General features: G+C 67.4%; 18 protein-coding genes. 13 read left to right on the top strand and 5 right to left on the bottom strand.

All coding sequences use genetic code 11. The features are described from left to right. Positions 1-51 precede the first annotated feature (51 nt). Together W930_RS0110985 and W930_RS0110980 are read right to left on the bottom strand one after the other, a co-directional pair. The gene (locus W930_RS0110985) at positions 52-318 is read right to left on the bottom strand and encodes a hypothetical protein (RefSeq protein WP_141570645.1); all 267 of its coding nucleotides are present in this window, start codon (positions 316-318) and stop codon (positions 52-54) included. Positions 319-565: 247 nt separating this feature from the next. Next, positions 566-1081 (bottom strand): hypothetical protein, encoded by a 516-nt coding sequence (locus W930_RS0110980; protein WP_023872880.1) that lies wholly within the window; start codon positions 1079-1081, stop codon positions 566-568. Between the two features lie 745 nt (positions 1082-1826). Between W930_RS0110980 and W930_RS0110975 the strand changes: the two genes are divergently transcribed. From W930_RS0110975 to W930_RS0110945, 7 genes are all read left to right on the top strand, one after another. After that, positions 1827-2210: a hypothetical protein gene (locus W930_RS0110975; protein ID WP_023872879.1), complete on the top strand. Its 384-nt coding sequence runs from the start codon at positions 1827-1829 to the stop codon at positions 2208-2210. 128 nt (positions 2211-2338) lie between these two features. Further along, on the top strand, positions 2339-2743 hold the full coding sequence (locus tag W930_RS0110970; protein WP_023597933.1) for a hypothetical protein: 405 nt from the start codon (positions 2339-2341) through the stop codon (positions 2741-2743). Positions 2744-2860: 117 nt separating this feature from the next. Then, a complete protein-coding gene (locus tag W930_RS0110965) occupies positions 2861-3352 on the top strand; it encodes a hypothetical protein (protein ID WP_144347433.1) in 492 nt (163 codons plus the stop codon). 196 nt (positions 3353-3548) lie between these two features. Next, a complete protein-coding gene (locus W930_RS0110960) occupies positions 3549-4088 on the top strand; it encodes a hypothetical protein (RefSeq protein WP_036655854.1) in 540 nt (179 codons plus the stop codon). Between the two features lie 71 nt (positions 4089-4159). Continuing rightward, positions 4160-5539, top strand: coding sequence for a TolC family protein (locus tag W930_RS27015; RefSeq protein WP_023597937.1), 1380 nt, complete (start codon positions 4160-4162; stop codon positions 5537-5539). After that, positions 5536-6909: a multicopper oxidase family protein gene (locus W930_RS27010; RefSeq protein WP_023597938.1), complete on the top strand. Its 1374-nt coding sequence runs from the start codon at positions 5536-5538 to the stop codon at positions 6907-6909. Before W930_RS27015 ends, W930_RS27010 begins: the two co-directional genes overlap by 4 nt. Further along, positions 6909-7415 carry a cupredoxin family protein gene (locus tag W930_RS0110945; RefSeq protein ID WP_023597939.1) on the top strand — a complete coding sequence of 169 codons (507 nt, stop codon included), beginning with the start codon at positions 6909-6911 and terminating at the stop codon, positions 7413-7415. The genes W930_RS27010 and W930_RS0110945 overlap by 1 nt, the downstream gene beginning before the upstream one ends. A gap of 42 nt (positions 7416-7457) precedes the next feature. On the opposite strand, the gene W930_RS0110940 is transcribed toward W930_RS0110945, so the two are convergent. After that, complete coding sequence (locus W930_RS0110940; RefSeq protein ID WP_023597940.1) at positions 7458-8045, bottom strand: YigZ family protein; 588 nt, start codon at positions 8043-8045, stop codon at positions 7458-7460. A 22-nt stretch (positions 8046-8067) separates the two neighbouring features. Beyond that, positions 8068-8937: a PhzF family phenazine biosynthesis protein gene (locus W930_RS0110935; RefSeq protein ID WP_023597941.1), complete on the bottom strand. Its 870-nt coding sequence runs from the start codon at positions 8935-8937 to the stop codon at positions 8068-8070. 339 nt (positions 8938-9276) lie between these two features. Between W930_RS0110935 and W930_RS0110930 the strand changes: the two genes are divergently transcribed. Next, entirely contained in the window at positions 9277-9996 is a 720-nt protein-coding gene (locus W930_RS0110930) for a pirin family protein (protein ID WP_023872876.1), read from the top strand. A 223-nt stretch (positions 9997-10219) separates the two neighbouring features. Here W930_RS0110930 and W930_RS0110925 read toward each other — a convergent pair whose 3' ends face one another. After that, complete coding sequence (locus W930_RS0110925) at positions 10220-11470, bottom strand: GTP-binding protein (protein WP_023597943.1); 1251 nt, start codon at positions 11468-11470, stop codon at positions 10220-10222. 396 nt (positions 11471-11866) lie between these two features. Between W930_RS0110925 and W930_RS0110920 the strand changes: the two genes are divergently transcribed. The 5 genes from W930_RS0110920 (at position 11867) to alkB (ending at position 15987) form a co-directional block, all read left to right on the top strand. Continuing rightward, positions 11867-12277: a copper resistance protein CopC gene (locus W930_RS0110920; RefSeq protein ID WP_023597944.1), complete on the top strand. Its 411-nt coding sequence runs from the start codon at positions 11867-11869 to the stop codon at positions 12275-12277. An 11-nt stretch (positions 12278-12288) separates the two neighbouring features. Then, positions 12289-13266 (top strand): copper resistance D family protein, encoded by a 978-nt coding sequence (locus W930_RS0110915; protein ID WP_158443217.1) that lies wholly within the window; start codon positions 12289-12291, stop codon positions 13264-13266. Between the two features lie 131 nt (positions 13267-13397). Then, on the top strand, positions 13398-14603 hold the full coding sequence (gene ada / locus W930_RS27005) for a bifunctional DNA-binding transcriptional regulator/O6-methylguanine-DNA methyltransferase Ada (protein ID WP_023597946.1): 1206 nt from the start codon (positions 13398-13400) through the stop codon (positions 14601-14603). Further along, the gene (locus W930_RS0110905; RefSeq protein ID WP_023872874.1) at positions 14600-15331 is read left to right on the top strand and encodes a 2OG-Fe(II) oxygenase; all 732 of its coding nucleotides are present in this window, start codon (positions 14600-14602) and stop codon (positions 15329-15331) included. The genes ada and W930_RS0110905 overlap by 4 nt, the downstream gene beginning before the upstream one ends. Further along, positions 15328-15987, top strand: coding sequence for a DNA oxidative demethylase AlkB (alkB, locus tag W930_RS0110900; protein WP_023872873.1), 660 nt, complete (start codon positions 15328-15330; stop codon positions 15985-15987). The genes W930_RS0110905 and alkB overlap by 4 nt, the downstream gene beginning before the upstream one ends. Positions 15988-16029 lie beyond the last annotated feature (42 nt).

Here is a 16029-nt window from a genome sequence, read left to right as displayed (position 1 = left end):
CGCCGGGAACGGCGAATCGCATGCGGGGCGCGGGGGAACAGCGAGATGAAATCAGCGACCGCGGCGACCGCCGCCGCCACCGCGAGGTCCGCGCGGCTCCCCTTGCGGGGTGTACTGCCGCTCGCGCGGCTCGGCCGGGGCGGCCCAATTCGGATAGGCCGCCTGCCCCCGACCGCGGTCGGCACTGAACCGGCTGATGTCCTCACGCAGCGACGCCTTGTTCACGTCGAGCATGTCGCGTCCGCGCCCACCTCCCGCCCAAGCGGGGTAGGCGCATACGAGTATCAACAGGAAGCAATAACGAAGTCGGGTACTCATTTCGGTTCAGCCACAGCCCCGGCCCGAAGGTGGGGCCGGTTCGCACGGGGCGCTGTCAGCATCTGCGGGTGGCAGATGCGCCATACACCCCATGAATGACTGTACCGGGTCGGTCGAACGAGCGTCGACTGAAAAGATGTTAATGCGTGGCGCGGTCTGCAACCGTTTGTAACCACCGCGCCGGACCGGCGCCGCACAGGTCCGCACGCCTCGCCAGATCACGCGGCGTTCCGTCCGGCGAGGCCACTTACTTCTCGACCTGCTTCTCGACCGACAGCGAGATCTCGCGCAGACGCTCGCCGCGCTGGGTGACCAGGTCCTGCGCCGTGATGGTGAAATTCACCGGACGCGCGTACTTCCGGCTCGCGCTCTGCCATTCGGCGGGCAGACCTGCCGCATTCGTGGTCGTTGTCCGTAGCGTGGTCACGCCGCGAGTGCAACGCGAGACCTGCGTCGCAAAGCTTTGCGCCTGTTGACGCAGGTCCATCGCGGAGATCTTCTGGTAGTCCCACACGCATTCATAGGTCGGCGCGAGGCCCGTGGCCCGGAACACCTTGCAGTCCCCGCCCGGCACCGAGTAGGTGGCCTGATAGCTTTCGCCGCGCTCGTTCTTGGCCGCGAGCGGGCCGGTGATATCTTCGAAACCGCCCTGCGCGCTCTTGGCCAGCAGCAGGATGCCCTCGCACTGGTCGGCGGCGAAGGCCGACTGCGCGGCGCACAGGCAGGCAAGCAGGGCCCATTGTTGTAGAGAATGTTTTGCCATCGTTGGAATGTTTGACGGGTATACGGCGGCGCGATGCCCGGGCCGGAGCACTTTTCCTTCCGGGATCGCCATCCATCGCCATGAATGCTGCCATTAGAACGCAAACTGGGCGCGGACGAAACCATCGACACAGGGGGAATCGTGCGCCAATTCGAGTCAACGGTTTCGCGATAGTTCGCACGCGGCGGTCTCTCATCCGAAAAGCCGATTCCATTCGACGGCGGTCGACCTATACTCAAAGCGCAGTCAGACTGCATGGGCGCGGCCGGGAACCGATGGTGGTTCGACGCAGCACGGCAATGCCCCTCGGTGCCAAGTCTTCTTGGCCCTTACCATGCCGCGCCGGTACACGCGGCTGGCGATGCCCTGATGGGGCCTCAACCGGCGGCTAGGCCGCCGGTTTTCATTGGGGCGTCGCCAAGCGTCTCTCCCCCCGTCTTTCCCCCGTCTCGCGTCAGCCAAGGCGCCTCGTGGCGACCTCATGCCGATGGACTAGGCGAAAGTGCGGATTTCGCCCGCGTCGGCGCTCTGCAACTATCGAATCACAAGACCAATATCGCTCGGGCACTCACCTTCGGAAGTCAGCGGAGGGTTTGTGGAAACTTTTCAGTCTCCCGCAGCGCGCGGCACACCGCGCGCCTGCCTGTTCGCGCGTTGCTCGGGGTGATCCATGGGATACCCAACACCGCCTCGAGGCCTGCGCCCCGCCAATCCTGAGCAAGGATCACCCACGGCGTGGCCGCAGTTGATCGAATCGGTTCGCGGTCACGGCGGCACGCTCGCGCATGTGCTTGGCGCGCTCGGCACCTTTCGATTTCGGCACGGCCACTGGCCCAGCCGCCTTTACCTCTATCCGGAAACACTCGCCGCGCTCGTGCAGGACCTGACACCATCGGGCTTCTACCGTTTGCAGCAGCATCTCGACGTTCTGACCGACCTTGAGCGCGACCTGTTCTGCGCGGACGACGGCGGCAACGTGTCGATCTACCGCGTGCAGGCCGTGCCGGACACCGTGGGCATCGACGTCGCTGCCGCCTGGCTTGGACTCGCGGGTCCGGCGGCGCACTCGCCCACCCAGGCGCGTGGTGAGATTCCCGGGGCACCGACCACCCCGAAGCCGCCACGCTGACGCCGTCGCACCGCGACGCCGGCCTCGAGCGTGGCCCTCGCCCGCCCTTGCCTGGATTGTCCCCGCTGTACCGGACCCCGCCGCCGCGGGGCAATGTCACCTCCGCCCCAACTTGCCGGAGAGATGTCATGAACCGACTCGCGATCGTTCTGGACGGCCTGATGCTGCTTTACCTTGCCGCCGCCACTGTCGTTGGTGTGCAATCGAGCGCCGCCGACGGCCACGCGCTGCTTGCCAGCGTACTCGGTGTGTTGCTCGCGCTATGCGTGCTGGCCATGCTCGCGGCGCCGTTCTACGTGTCGCTGGTCGTGCTCGTCACGCAATCGGAGCGCCACCTTCGGCTCGCGTCCTGGCTTCACCGGGTGTTGCTCGCGTTGATGGTCGCGGCGATCGCGGTTTCGCTGCTCGGCGACCACACCGTCGAAGTCTCGGCCTCGCTTTTCGCGCTGGTCGCGATCGTGTGCATCGTCAATCTCGTTGTCCTCTCGCGACGTCGAACGCACTTCGAGGCGTTTCATCTTTTCGAGCATTGAACCGCGTGCGACGACGCCGACGCTGTGCGGCGCACCGCTGCGCCGCCGACGTTCATTTGCGGGCGTCACCTCCGCGATGCTAGACTGCGCGGCATGATTCGCTGGCGAAGACTCCTCGTGCTGTGGCTGTTGTGCGTCACCATGCCCTTTCAGGCGATGGCCGCACTGCGCACGCATTGCGCGCCGGGATCGCCGGGCGCGAGCGCACTCGTCGGATCGACGATGGCGTCGTCCGCCATGCCGGGAGACGGCAACTCGACAGCCCGGCATCACGGCATGATGCCGGCGGCGGCCGAGGACACAGGGCGACACACGATGCACGCGTCACATGAGATGGCGCATGGCATGGCGCAAGGCATGCATGACGTGGCGCAACTGGACTCGACCACATCGGAGCCGTCCATCCACAAGGCTTCGCCGGCCGGCCACACATTGCATGCGAGTTGCTCGGCGTGCGCGGCTTGCGTCGTCTGTACAGCATTGCCGGCGAGCATGGTCCTGCGTACGCCGGACGCTCAGCCGTCCACCCCCATTCCCTTCCTGCGCACCTCGGCGAGCAGTGCCGTTGTCGGTGTGCCCGAACGTCCCCCCAAATCTCTCGTCGCCTGACGGTCGTCCATCGTTCGCGGGAATCGCTGTCGCGCGTTCCCCGTCTGGCGGCGTGCCGTCTCCGTTTCTCGTCGGACTGACCTGACGCCGCATCGCGCGACCGGCCCTCACTCGCCCATCGCCCGCGCCGCCGGTCCGTCCGCCCGAATTACGCGCCGCCGGCACGTCCGGCGTCGCCCGACTGACGAGTCTTTTCATGACGTCTTCTTCTTTGCGACGGCACGCATGGGTCGTGCCGCTGATGCTTTCGCTCTCCGGGCTGTGGTCGTCACACGCCGCGAGCGCCGAACCGGCGCCGGCAAGCGCCGGCCTTGCCGATCCGTCGGCCCCGGACGCGCCCGCCGGCCCGCCACCTCAAGGGGTTCTGCAAGACTACTCGCGCCCCGCGCTGTCGGTGGCAACCGGCGACTGGCGCCAGATCAATGCCGGTGTTGCCGGCATGAATGGCATGAGCGGGATGGGCGGTGGCGGCCACGACATGGGCGACATGCCGTCCACGCCCCCCGCAGGACATGCCGCTCACACCATGCCGATGCGAACGGGCAACGTTTCCACGTCGGCCATGCCCGCCCCCGGCGGCGAGCATGAGATGCACGGCATGACAATGTCGGCGCCGCCATCGGCCGCCACCGCGCCGGATCACGCGGCGATGGGACACCCCATGCCGGCCGTGCCCGCGCCGGGCAGCGCCTCCGATCCTCACGCAGCGCATCGCATGCCGGGAGCGCCGAAATGATGACCTCGCCAACTTTCGTCTTGCGCGCCGGGGCTGTGGCACCAGAACGTCGGCGTGCGTCCTCATCCGGGGTGCAACGCGGAACCGCGATCGCCACCGCCGCCATTGCCATGCTCATCCTGTCGGGGTGTGCGACGTTCAGCGAGGACGGTGGCTTCGGCCCGGTCGCCGACGCGACGCAACAGCGCCTGGGCACGCGCGCGGTCTGGGCTCGCGACGGCGCCACGACGCAGGCGCTCGCCAAGGAACGCGAGGTCTTGCTCTCGCGCCCGCTCGACGTCGACTCGGCGGTGCGACTTACGCTGATCAACCATCGCGGCTTGCAGGCCACGTATGCGGAGCTCGGCATCGCGGAAGCGTCGCTCGTGCAGGCCGGGCGCCTGCCGAATCCTCGCTTCTCGTTTCAGCGTGTGCAGGGCGGCGGCGACGTCAGCATCGAACGCACGTGGGGCCTCGACTTCGTTCGCGTGCTGACGATGCCGCTCGCCTCGCGCGTCGAAGCCCGACGCTTCGCGCAAGTGCAGGCGCAGGTCACGCAGGCCGTCGTCGAGCAGGCGACCGCCACGCGGCGAGCGTGGATCGAAGCCGTCGCCGCCCAGGAGCGCGTGAGGATTCTCGAGCAGACCAGTGTCGCCACACAGGCCGCCAGCGAACTGGCCGATGGCATGGCGCGTGCCGGCAACTTCAGTGCGATGCGTCGCACGCAGGAGAACCTCGTGCATGCCGACACGGCGGCACGTCTGGCGCGCGCGCGCGAACAGTCCCAAACCGCGCGCGAGCAGTTGGCGCGGCAGATGGGGCTGTGGGGGCAGCAATTGACTTTCCAGCTCCCCGAGCGCCTGCCGGCGCTTCCGCGCAAGCGCCCGTCCTGGCCCGACGCAGAGGCGCAAGCCATGCGCGAGCGCGCCGACATTCGCGCCGCTCGCGCAGGCCTCGAGAGCATGTCGAGCGATCTGGGGCTCACGCGCGTGACCCGATTCGTGAATGTGCTCGACACGGCCTATCGCGACAATAGCGCCACGGGCTCGCCCAACGAACGCGGCTACGAAATTTCGCTGGAGGTCCCGCTATTCGACTGGGGTAGCGCGCGAGTGGCCGGCGCCGAGGCGCGCTACCGCCAGAGCCTGGACCGGCTGGCCGACACGGCAGTGGCCGCGCGCGCCGAAGTGCGCACTCGCCGTGCGCAGACAATCGCCGCCTGGGACATCGCGGAGCACTACCGCACCACGATCCTGCCGATGCGCCAGCGCGTCTCCGACGAATGGCTGCTGCGTTACAACGGCATGCTCGCCAGCGTCTTCGATCTGCTGTCCGATGCACGCGAACAGCGCGATACGGTGCTCGCCTACATCGACGCCACGGCCGATTTCTGGCTGGCGGACGCCGCACTGCGCGAGAGCGTGGGCGGGGCCGAACCGTCCTCATCTCACACACACGGAGGTGGCGCATGACTTCGCGCCGACGATTCCTGCGTGACGCCGGTCTCGCCGTCATGGGCGCCGCCGCCGTCGAGCGGGCCAGCCTCGCCGCGCTGCCCGACGCGGCAACCCGCAGCGATGCAAGTACCGCCAAACCCCTCGCCCCGCCCACCGGGCGGCCATACCGGCCCGTCGTGACGCTCAACGGCTGGACCTTGCCGTGGCGTATGCGCAATGGCGTCAAGGAGTTCCACCTGGTCGCCGAGCCCGTGGTGCGGGAGATCGCCCCCGGCATGCAGGCGAATCTGTGGGGCTACAACGGCCAGAGTCCCGGTCCGACCATCGAGGTCGTCGAAGGCGACCGCGTTCGCCTTTACGTGACAAATCGTCTGCCCGAGCCGACCAGCGTGCACTGGCATGGGCAGCGACTGCCCAATGGCATGGACGGCGTGGCGGGCCTCAACCAGCGCGCCATCGCGCCGGGGCAGACCTACGTGTACGAATTCGAGGCGAAGCGGCCCGGCACCTTCATGTATCACCCGCACGCCGACGAAATGATGCAGATGGCCATGGGCCTCATGGGCTTCTGGGTCACGCATCCGAAAGATCCGTCGTTCATGCCGGTCGATCGCGATTACGTGTTCCTCATCAACGCCTACGCCATCGACCCCGGCACGCGCACGCCCCGTGTCAACGAGATGACGGACTTCAATCTGTGGACGTGGAACAGCCGCGCGTTTCCCGGCATCGATCCGCTGGTCGCACGCCAGGGCGATCGGGTGCGCATCCGCATCGGCAATCTCACGATGACCAACCACCCGATCCACCTTCACGGCCACGAATTCAACGTGACGGGCACCGATGGCGGCTGGATTCCTCCGGGCGCCCAATGGCCCCAAGTCACCACCGACGTCGCGGTCGGACAGATGCGCGCCATCGAGTTCGACGCAACGGAACCCGGCGACTGGGCGTTTCACTGTCACAAGTCGCATCACACGATGAACCCGATGGGCCACGAGGTGCCGACCATGCTCGGCGTGAACCAGCGCGAGATCGCCGAAAAAATTTCGCGCATCATTCCCGACTACATGGCAATGGGCGAGACCGGCGGCTCCATGAACGGCATGGAAATGCCATTGCCGGAAAATACGTTACCGATGATGACCGGCACGGGCCCGTACGGTCCCATCGAGATGGGCGGCATGTTCACCACGTTGAAAGTCCGGCATGACCTGCCACGCGACAGTTATCGCGATCCCGGCTGGTATCGCGCACCGCGCGGCTCGGTGGCGAGCCCGTGGCAAGGCAGCAGTTCCGCGTTACCCTCTTCTCATCGTCAACCCGCCCACTCCGGTCACACCGTTGCACCGGGCAAGGCAGGCAAAACCGGAGGCAAATCATGATGCGTTCGTTTCTTCATCGCACCGCGCCCGCGCAACTCGCGCTCGGCACACTCGTCCTGGCACTCGCCGTGCCGGCCCTCGCCGACGACATGCATGCCATGCACATGCAGCACGGCCAGGGCAACGCGGCGGCGACGGCCATCGGCGAGGCCGGCGACGACGCGCAGGCCACCCGCACCGTGGACGTCGACATGCGCGACACCATGCGCTTCTCGCCCGCCACGATCACCGTGCGCCGTGGCGACACGGTGCGTTTTGTCGTGACGAACAACGGCAAGGTGCGTCACGAGATGACCCTGGGCACGGCATCGGCGCTGGCCGAGCACGCGAAGATGATGCAGCAGATGCCGGACATGAAGCACGCCGAGGCCAACGCGGTGACGGTCGATCCCGGTCAGCGCAAGACCCTCGTGTGGCACTTCACGCAGCCCGGCACCGTGGAATTCGCGTGTCTCGAACCGGGGCACTTCGAGGCCGGCATGCGCGGCGTGGTCAATGTGCGGTAGGCAGGACTGGCCGGACCGACCGGGCTCGCCCGGCCGGTCGCCTCAGGCCGCGCCGCAACGTTCGAGGCCGCCGCTCAATGCCTCTGTCGCGTCGGCCTCGAACGCAGCGACGTCGCGCGCTCGCAGGCACAGTTGCAACGTCACCGCGTCGTCGTAGGCAACATCGAGCACTTGCGCGGCATGACGCTCCGCCAGCCGGCGCAGCATCGCTTCGTGGGCGAACGCACAGCGGTAACGCATCTTCGCCATCGGCTCGACTGCGGTGAGCGTGGCCAGCTTGAGGGCTTCGCTCACCGCCTGACCGTACGCGCGGGTCAGTCCGCCCGCGCCAAGCTTGATGCCGCCGTAATAACGCACCACCACCGCAAAGACATTCGTCAGGCCCTTGTGCATGAGCACGTTGTACATGGGCTTGGCGGCGGTGCCCCCCGGTTCGCCATCGTCGTCGAAGCCCGACGCTCCGTCGCACAGCAACACCCAGCAGTAATGCGTGGCGTTCGGGTAGCGCACGCGCAGTGCGTCGAGTTCGCGCATGGCCGCCTCGCGCGACGCCGCCGGCATGACGATGCCGATGAACCGGCTCTTCCTGATTTCCAGCTCGGTCTCGACCGGCGCTGCCAATGCGTACATACGGCTGTCGTCTCCCGGCGCCTTACAGGCGCACCTCGCCGCGCGCGAGTTCGATGACGTTGCCGCCGACCCGGATCTGCCGATCCGCCGTGACTTCGAGCGTCAGACGGCACGCGCGCTCCACGGCGTCGCCCTGCGACACGCGGGCACGCACCGGCAGCGGGTATCCCTGCCCGATCAGCCAGCCGCCGAGATTGGCGCAAGCCGAGCCCGTGCCCGGGTCTTCGCTCACGCCGCCACCCTGGGTGGTGAAGAAGTAGCGCGCCGTCACGTCCAGCTCGCCGCCCCTCTCGCCATCGATGGAAAAAACGTAGCCCGTCTTGCGCCCGAGACTCGAGAGCGGCCAGCGCTCGAGCCGTGCGCTGTCCGGTTGCGCTCGCGCGACAGTCTCGGCATTGCGCAGCGGAATGAGCAACTGATCGGCGCCGGTATCGACCCACTGCGGCGATTGCGCGAGATCGTCCCGGCCGAGCCGCACGAGCGCGGCGATGTCGGCGTCCGCCTCGCTGGCCTTGGAGATCTTCGGCTCGCCAGACGACGGCGCCGTCAACGTCCAGTGATCGCCCGACGCTTCAACCGGAACCCGGCCCGCGGCGAATTGCAGCGTGATCTGATCACCCAGACCACGCATGGCGCGCAGCACATGCGCCGTACCCAGCGTGGGATGTCCGGCAAACCGCATTTCGTAGCCGGGCGTGAAGATCCGCACATGGGCGTCGGCCGTCTCGGAGGGCAGGATGAAGGTCGTCTCGGACAGATTGAACTGACGCGCCAGCGCGCGCATTTCATCGTCGCTCAGACCGCGCGCGTCTTCGAACACGCACAGCGGGTTGCCGCCGAACGTGGTTTCGGCGAACACATTGACGATGCGAAATGCGTAGGTGCGGCTCATGACGAATCTCCGGTGGGGGTAGGTCGTTGGCGGCGCGGCTCCCGAATCCGGTCGGAACTGGCGACCGGCCCGCGGGCCTTGCAAAGGAAGGCCCGTAGTCTCGCACATCGCGCCCCGGCATGCGCACGACAGCTCCCGCTTTCGGACGATTGTCCGCGAGCCACCGGAATCGTCCGATCCCTCCACCGGCCTGGATCGCACTGAACCGCCCAATTGTCTCGTTTCAGATGACAATAATTCACAATTCAGACGGATTGTGGTTATCGCTCAGGACTCTAAAATGACATTCATCGAGGCACACACAGCCTCCCAACGAAACAGACAAGACAGGAGCACATCATGCTGGACATCAGAAAGGCTGCGGACCGGGGCGTTGCAAATCACGGCTGGCTCAACTCGCGCCATACCTTCTCGTTTGCCAACTATTACGATCCGAAGCAAGTCGGCTTTTCCGATCTGCTGGTGATCAACGACGACCGCGTGGCACCGGCGCAGGGCTTCGGCAAGCACCCGCACCGCGACATGGAGATCTTCTCGTACGTGCTCGAAGGCGCGCTCGAGCACAAGGACACCATGGGCACGGGGTCGGTGATCGAGCCGGGCGACGTGCAGTTGATGAGCGCGGGGCGGGGCGTGGCGCACAGCGAGTTCAACCATTCGCACACCTCGCCGGTGCACTTCCTGCAAATCTGGATCGTGCCGAACCAGGCGGGCATCGCTCCGGAATATCAGCAGCAACGGTTCACGCCGGAAGAAAAGCGCGGTCGCCTGCGGCTGATCATTTCGCCGGACGGCCAGGACGCCTCGCTGCGCATCCATCAGGACGCACGTGTGTACGCCGGGCTGTTCGACGGTGACGAGTCGGCCACGCTCACGCTGGCGCCGAACCGTTATGCCTACGTGCACGTGGCGCGCGGCAGCGTGACACTCAACGGTGTGGCGCTGGGGGAAGGCGACGGGGTGCGGGTGCGCGACGAAACGGCGCTCACCCTCTCGAAGGGCAGCGACGCCGAGGTCCTCGTGTTCGATCTGCGCCCGGTGGAAACGCCCGACTTCTGACGTCAGGCAGGTTGACCCGGCATACGCTTGCCTCCCTGCGTATGCCGGTCATGGGCGCCGCCTTCCCTCGGCGCCCGCGCGGCCGGTACCTCAAGGTGCCGGCCGCGTTTTCCCCAACGCCTCCGCGCGACACCGCCGCCAACGTGGGCGACGGCGCCCGCTCAGGCGCGTTGCCAATTGCGTGGCAGCCCGAACCGCGCCCGCACGTCCTGGCGCTCCGCACTCATGCGTCTTCGCTTTCCATCGCCAGCGGCAACGCGTGAGCGTGATCGCGCCAGGCGCGCTCGCCCTGCGAAAGCTCGACCGCGCTCAGACGGCAGGCATCGAACGCAGCCTCGATAGCGCGGCGGTCCATGTCGCGACCGATGAACACGACTTCGTTGATGCGATCGCCCCACGGGGCTTCCCAGCCCGCCTCGATCGCCGCGCGCTGCGGATCGTCCAGCGGCGGCCACTGGTCCGGATCGACTGCCGCCCACCATTGCCCCACCGGCTCGAGCGTGGCCGTATTGCCTGCCCGCGAGTAGGCCAGCGCCCACGCGGGTCGGCTCGCGGACCAGACATAGCCCTTTGCACGCATCAGGCCATCGAAAGGCATCGACATGAACGCGGCAAAGCGCCCCGGATGCAGCGGCTCGCGCCGGCGCACGACGAAACTCGTCACGCCGTAAGTGTCGGCCTCCGACGCGTGCCCGCCCGCCAGTGCCTGTGCCCAGCCGGCCATCTGGCCGGCGCGCGCCGGGTCGAAGCGCCCGGTGCCGAGCACGTCGGCCAGCGGTACCCGGCCGCGCTCGCCGAGCACGATGCGCGCCGAAGGGTTGAGTCCCGCGATCAGCGCCTTGACGGCATCGAGCCGTGCCGCATCCACGCAGTCGACCTTGCTCACGATCACCACGTCGGCGAATTCGATCTGCTCGGTGAGCAACTCCGCGAGACGGCGCTCGTCTTCGTCGCCGGCGACTTCGCCGCGTTGTGCGAGTGTGTCGAAGCCGTGGAAATCCTCCAGCACGTGCAACGCGTCGACGACCGTCACCATGGTGTCCAGGCGCGCGATGTCGGCGAGCGACTGTCCCTCGTCATCGCGAAACTCGAACGTCGCCGCCACCGGCATCGGCTCGGCAATGCCGGTCGACTCGATCAGCAGATAGTCGAAACGTCCCTCCTGAGCGAGTTCGCGCACGGCGATCAGCAGGTCTTCGCGCAGCGTGCAGCAAATGCAGCCGTTGCTCATTTCGACCAGACGCTCCTGTGTGCGCGATAGTGCCGCCCCCGCGTTGGCGGCGTCGCGCGCCACGAACGACGCGTCGATGTTCACCTCGCTCATGTCATTGACGACTACGGCCACACGCAACCCATCGCGGTTGCGCAGCACATGGTTGAGCAGCGTGGTCTTGCCCGCGCCCAGAAACCCGGAAAGGACGGTGACGGGCAGGCGACGATCGACGTCGCCGGATTTCGCGAGGGGGGGAGTCATGGCAACGATGTCCTGTAATCGGCGGGCGGCGGGCGGCGCGTGGACGGTCGACCGTCCGCACCCCACTAATGCAACTTGGTTGCAATAAGATGCGATGATACGGGGGCGGCCACACATTTGCAACTGAGTTGCAAAAATATCATGCCTGTCCTGCCTTGCCGGCTGCGCCAGTCTTCAAGGTCTGCGATACTGCGCAAGCAGCGCAGACTGCGTTATCCGTCATGGATTCGCGTGTCCGCATACGCATCGCGAGACGCCTTGCGACGCGTCATGCCCCGGCCATTCACTCGCTGGCGCGGGCCGTCTGCCGACGTCGGCCTTTTTCAGTGCCGATCTTCGTCGATGCAGCGTTGGCCCAAGCTTCAGGAGCCCCTTTTTCATTCTGATTGCCCCCCTATGCGTAATTCAAAGATCCGCGCCAACGCCTCTTGCCACGCCCATGGACTGCGCCGCGCCGCGCAAGGTATCGCCCTGGCGACCGCCATTGCGTTCGCCGGCCTCTCGCAAGGCGCATGGGCCCATGCCCACGTGGTCTCGAGCGCGCCCGCCGCACAGGCGAGCGTCGAAGCCCCGACGTCGGTGCGCGTGACGTTCGACTCGGCACTCGAGGGCGCCCTGTCGAAACTCAGCGTCGTCGACGCCAAGGGCCAACCCGTCACAACGGCCAAGCCGACACTCGACGCCGCGCGCAAGACGCTCACCCTCGCGCTACCCGCGCTCGCCGCCGGCGACTACCAGGCGAACTGGGTCGCCGTGGCGAGCGACGGCCATCGCACGCAAGGCAATTTCCGCTTCGCCGTCAAGTGATGACGGCGGAAATGGCCGCCGGCACGTGGCAGCCCGCCACCGCCGGATTGCTCGATCTGGCCCTCGCGCTGGCGGCCGGCGTACTGTTGTTGCGCAGCCCTCACGCCGTGAAGCGCGGACTTACCTTGCGCGTGCTGCCCGCCTTCGCGGCCGGGCTCGCGTTGCTGGCCTGGGTCGCGTATGTCGTGGCCAGCACAGAGGCCATGACCGGTGGCGAATGGGAAAGCGCGTCGGCCATGCTCGGCGACGTGTCGCTGGTGTTGACGCAAACACATTACGGCCGAATGCAGTGGGTGGCCGGTCTGGGCGCCGCCCTGCTGTGCGGGGGCGCCTGGGCCTGGTACGACGCACGGCGCCGATTGCGGCAGGTATTGCCCATCGCCGATGATCCGCGCGACCGACACCATCGTCGCGAGCATCGCCAGGAACGTCATGCGCGTGCGATCTACGCCGTCGGCGCCGTGGTGCTCGCGCTCGCGCGCGCCGGAACCGGACATGCGGCGGATGCATCGATGCCGTCGCTCGCTGTCGGCATTCACACCTTGCACGTCGCGGCAGCCGCTGCGTGGACCGGCGTGCTGCTCGTGGCGGGATGTGCCATCCCCGGCTGGCGCCACTGGCCTGTCGGTGCCCGCGCGGCGTATGGCGAACGCCTGTCGTCGGTGGCGACGTTGGCGATGTTCGTCGCACTCGTGACAGGGGCCTTCAATGCGTGGCGCACGCTCGGCGAAACGCCGTCGCTGTGGTTCGCCGATCAGAACGCGCCGTATCTCGCGTGGCTGGTGACGAAACTGGTGCTCGTGGGCTGCGCCGCCTTGCTGGGTGCGTGGAACCGCTGGCACTTCCTGCCTCGCCTCGTCCTCGACACCGGCGAGACGCCGCTCGACACCACGGCATTCGCGCGGGTGGTTGGCATCGAGGCGCTCGTGCTGGTGATGGTGATGAGCCTGGCCGCCAAGCTCGGCACGACCATGCCGCCCGGCGTGTGACGCGACGCGCCGCCCCGTCGAAAGCGGCAAATTCGATAGCGGGTGGAATTCGATAGCAAGAAACGGAGCGCCGCCACGAGACCCGCTCCCTACACTGAAGACACAGCCTCAGTCCATGGGAGACTATCGTGATGCGTACCCAGTCCATGACCACCCAACGCGCGCCGCGTTCAAGCGACACCGCCACCGATAGCGCGAACCGCACGTCCGGCGCGCGCTATGCGACCGACGACGCCAAATGGGCCGCCGTTGTCGCACGCGACAAGCAGGCGGACGGTGAATTCTTCTACTCTGTGCGCACGACCGGCGTGTTTTGCCGCCCGTCGTGCGGCGCCCGCCTCGCTCGGCGCGAGAATGTCGCCTTTCATGCAGACATTGCCGCTGCCGAACGTGCGGGCTTTCGACCGTGCAAGCGATGCAAACCGGATCAGGGCGGCCTCGATGCGCGACACGCAGCCCTGATCACCGCCGCGTGTCGACGCATCGAGACGGCCGAAGTCCCGCCCCGTCTGGACGTGCTCGCGGCCGAAGCCGGCCTTAGCCCGCATTATTTTCACCGGCTGTTTCGGGCGGTGACGGGTGTGACGCCTCGCGCGTACGCGAACGGCCGGCGCGCCGAACGCGTACGCGACGCGCTGCCCGCCTCGGGCAGCGTCACATCCGCTTTCTATGACGCGGGGTTCAACTCCAACGGCCGCTTCTATGCAAGCGCCGACGCCCTGCTCGGCATGAAACCCGCCACGTTCCGCGCAGGCGGGCAGGCCGAGTCGATCCGCTTCGCGGTGGCCCAGTGCTCACTGGGGGCATTGCTCGTTGCCGCCACCTCGCGCGGCCTGTGCGCCATTTCGCTCGGCGACGACCCCGACACGCTCTTGCACGATCTCCAGGATCGTTTCCCCAAGGCGGAACTGGTCGGCGCGGATGCCGAATTCGAACGCTGGATCGCGCAGGTCGTGGGATTCGTGGAGTCGCCGCGCCTCGGCCTGTCACTGCCGCTCGACGTGCGCGGCACGGCGTTCCAGCAGCGCGTCTGGCAGGCGTTGCGCGAAGTACCGGCGGGCGAGACCGCCAGCTACGCGCAGATCGCCGAGCGCATCGGCGCCCCGCGCGCCGTGCGGGCAGTGGCACAGGCATGCGCTTCCAACCGGCTCGCGGTGGCGATCCCCTGCCATCGCATCGTGCGCAACGACGGCGCGCTCTCGGGCTATCGCTGGGGTGTCGAGCGCAAGCGCGCGTTGCTCGCGAACGAACGTGCCGAAGGTGAGACGGGCGACGGGGAAATCGCACCCGACGCGCATGCTTCGTGCGTACCGGTTATCAACGGGGGAAAGCGGTGAGCGATCGCGTCAAATCACTCGACTGGGCCGCGCTGGAAGACGAACTCAACGCCCACGGTGCCGCGCGCATCGCGCAATTGCTCGACGCGCAGGCGTGTGCCACGCTGCGCGACATGTACGGCCCGACGCACGGGCGCATGAGCGTGACGCCCACTTCGCCACGCTTTCGCAGCCGCGTCGTGATGGCGCGTCACGGCTTCGGCCAGGGGGAGTACCAATACTTCGCCTATCCGTTGCCGCCGCTCGTTGCCGAATTGCGCGAGGCGTTCTACGCGCCCTTGCGCGACATCGCGCATCGCTGGCATGCCGCGATGGGCATCGACACACGCTTTGCGCCGACGCATCGCGCCTACCTCGCGCAATGTCATGCGGCCGGTCAGCGCCGACCCACGCCACTGCTGCTGCAATACGAAGCCGGCGACTACAATTGCCTGCATCAGGATCTTTATGGAGATCATGTCTTCCCGTTGCAGGTGGCCATCCTGCTCTCGCAGCCGGGCGAGGATTTCACCGGCGGCGAGTTCGTGCTCACGGAACAGCGCCCGCGCATGCAATCGCGTGCCGAAGTCGTGCCGCTCATGCGTGGCGACGCGGTCGTCTTCCCGGTACGTCATCGCCCGGTGAACGGCACGCGCGGCGTGTATCGGGTGAACATGCGGCACGGCGTGAGCCGGGTGCGCAGCGGCCATCGGCACACGCTGGGCGTGATCCTGCACGACGCCACATGACACTCGACCTCTTCGCCACAGCCCACGACGACACCGACACCGGGCAGGCACCGGCGGACGTCCTCGGCCCCGGCGCCTTCCTGCTGCGCGGCTTCGCGCGCTCGCGCCTTTCGGTGTTGCAGGGGGATATCGACGCGGTCGTCGCACTGGCGCCGCTGAGGCATTGGCTCACGCCCGGCGGAAAACGCATGTCGGTCGCCATGACCAATTGCGGCGACGTCGGCTGGATCAGCGATCGCGCCGGCTATCGGTACGGCTCACACGATCCGCTCTCGAAGCAACGGTGGCCGTCGATGCCGGCGTCGTTCACCGCACTCGCGCGCGAGGCGGCCGAAGCGGCCGGCTATCGCGGCTTCGCGCCGGACGCCTGCCTCATCAATCGCTACTCGCCCGACGCCCGGCTCACACTGCATCAGGATCGCGACGAGCGCGACCTGGACGCGCCCATCGTATCCGTCTCGCTCGGCTTGCCGGCGACCTTCCTGTGGGGCGGCCTGCATCGCAGCGACCGAACCCGGCGCGTGCGCCTCGAACCTGGCGACGTCGTGGTGTGGGGCGGCCCGTCGCGGCTGGTCTATCACGGCATTGCAGGCGTCGAAGGCAGCTTCGACGCGCAGGCCGTGCGCTACAACCTTACCTTCCGGCAGGCGCGCTGATCGCCCGGCGACGCGCGCGCCGCCGTCGTGCGAGGGCCCGGT

The sequence above is a fragment of the Pandoraea sp. E26 genome (assembly GCF_000681415.1).
Lineage (GTDB): Bacteria > Pseudomonadota > Gammaproteobacteria > Burkholderiales > Burkholderiaceae > Pandoraea > Pandoraea pnomenusa.
The sequence above is the reverse complement of the archived record's forward strand: the minus strand, read 5'-3'. Positions and strand labels throughout refer to the sequence as shown.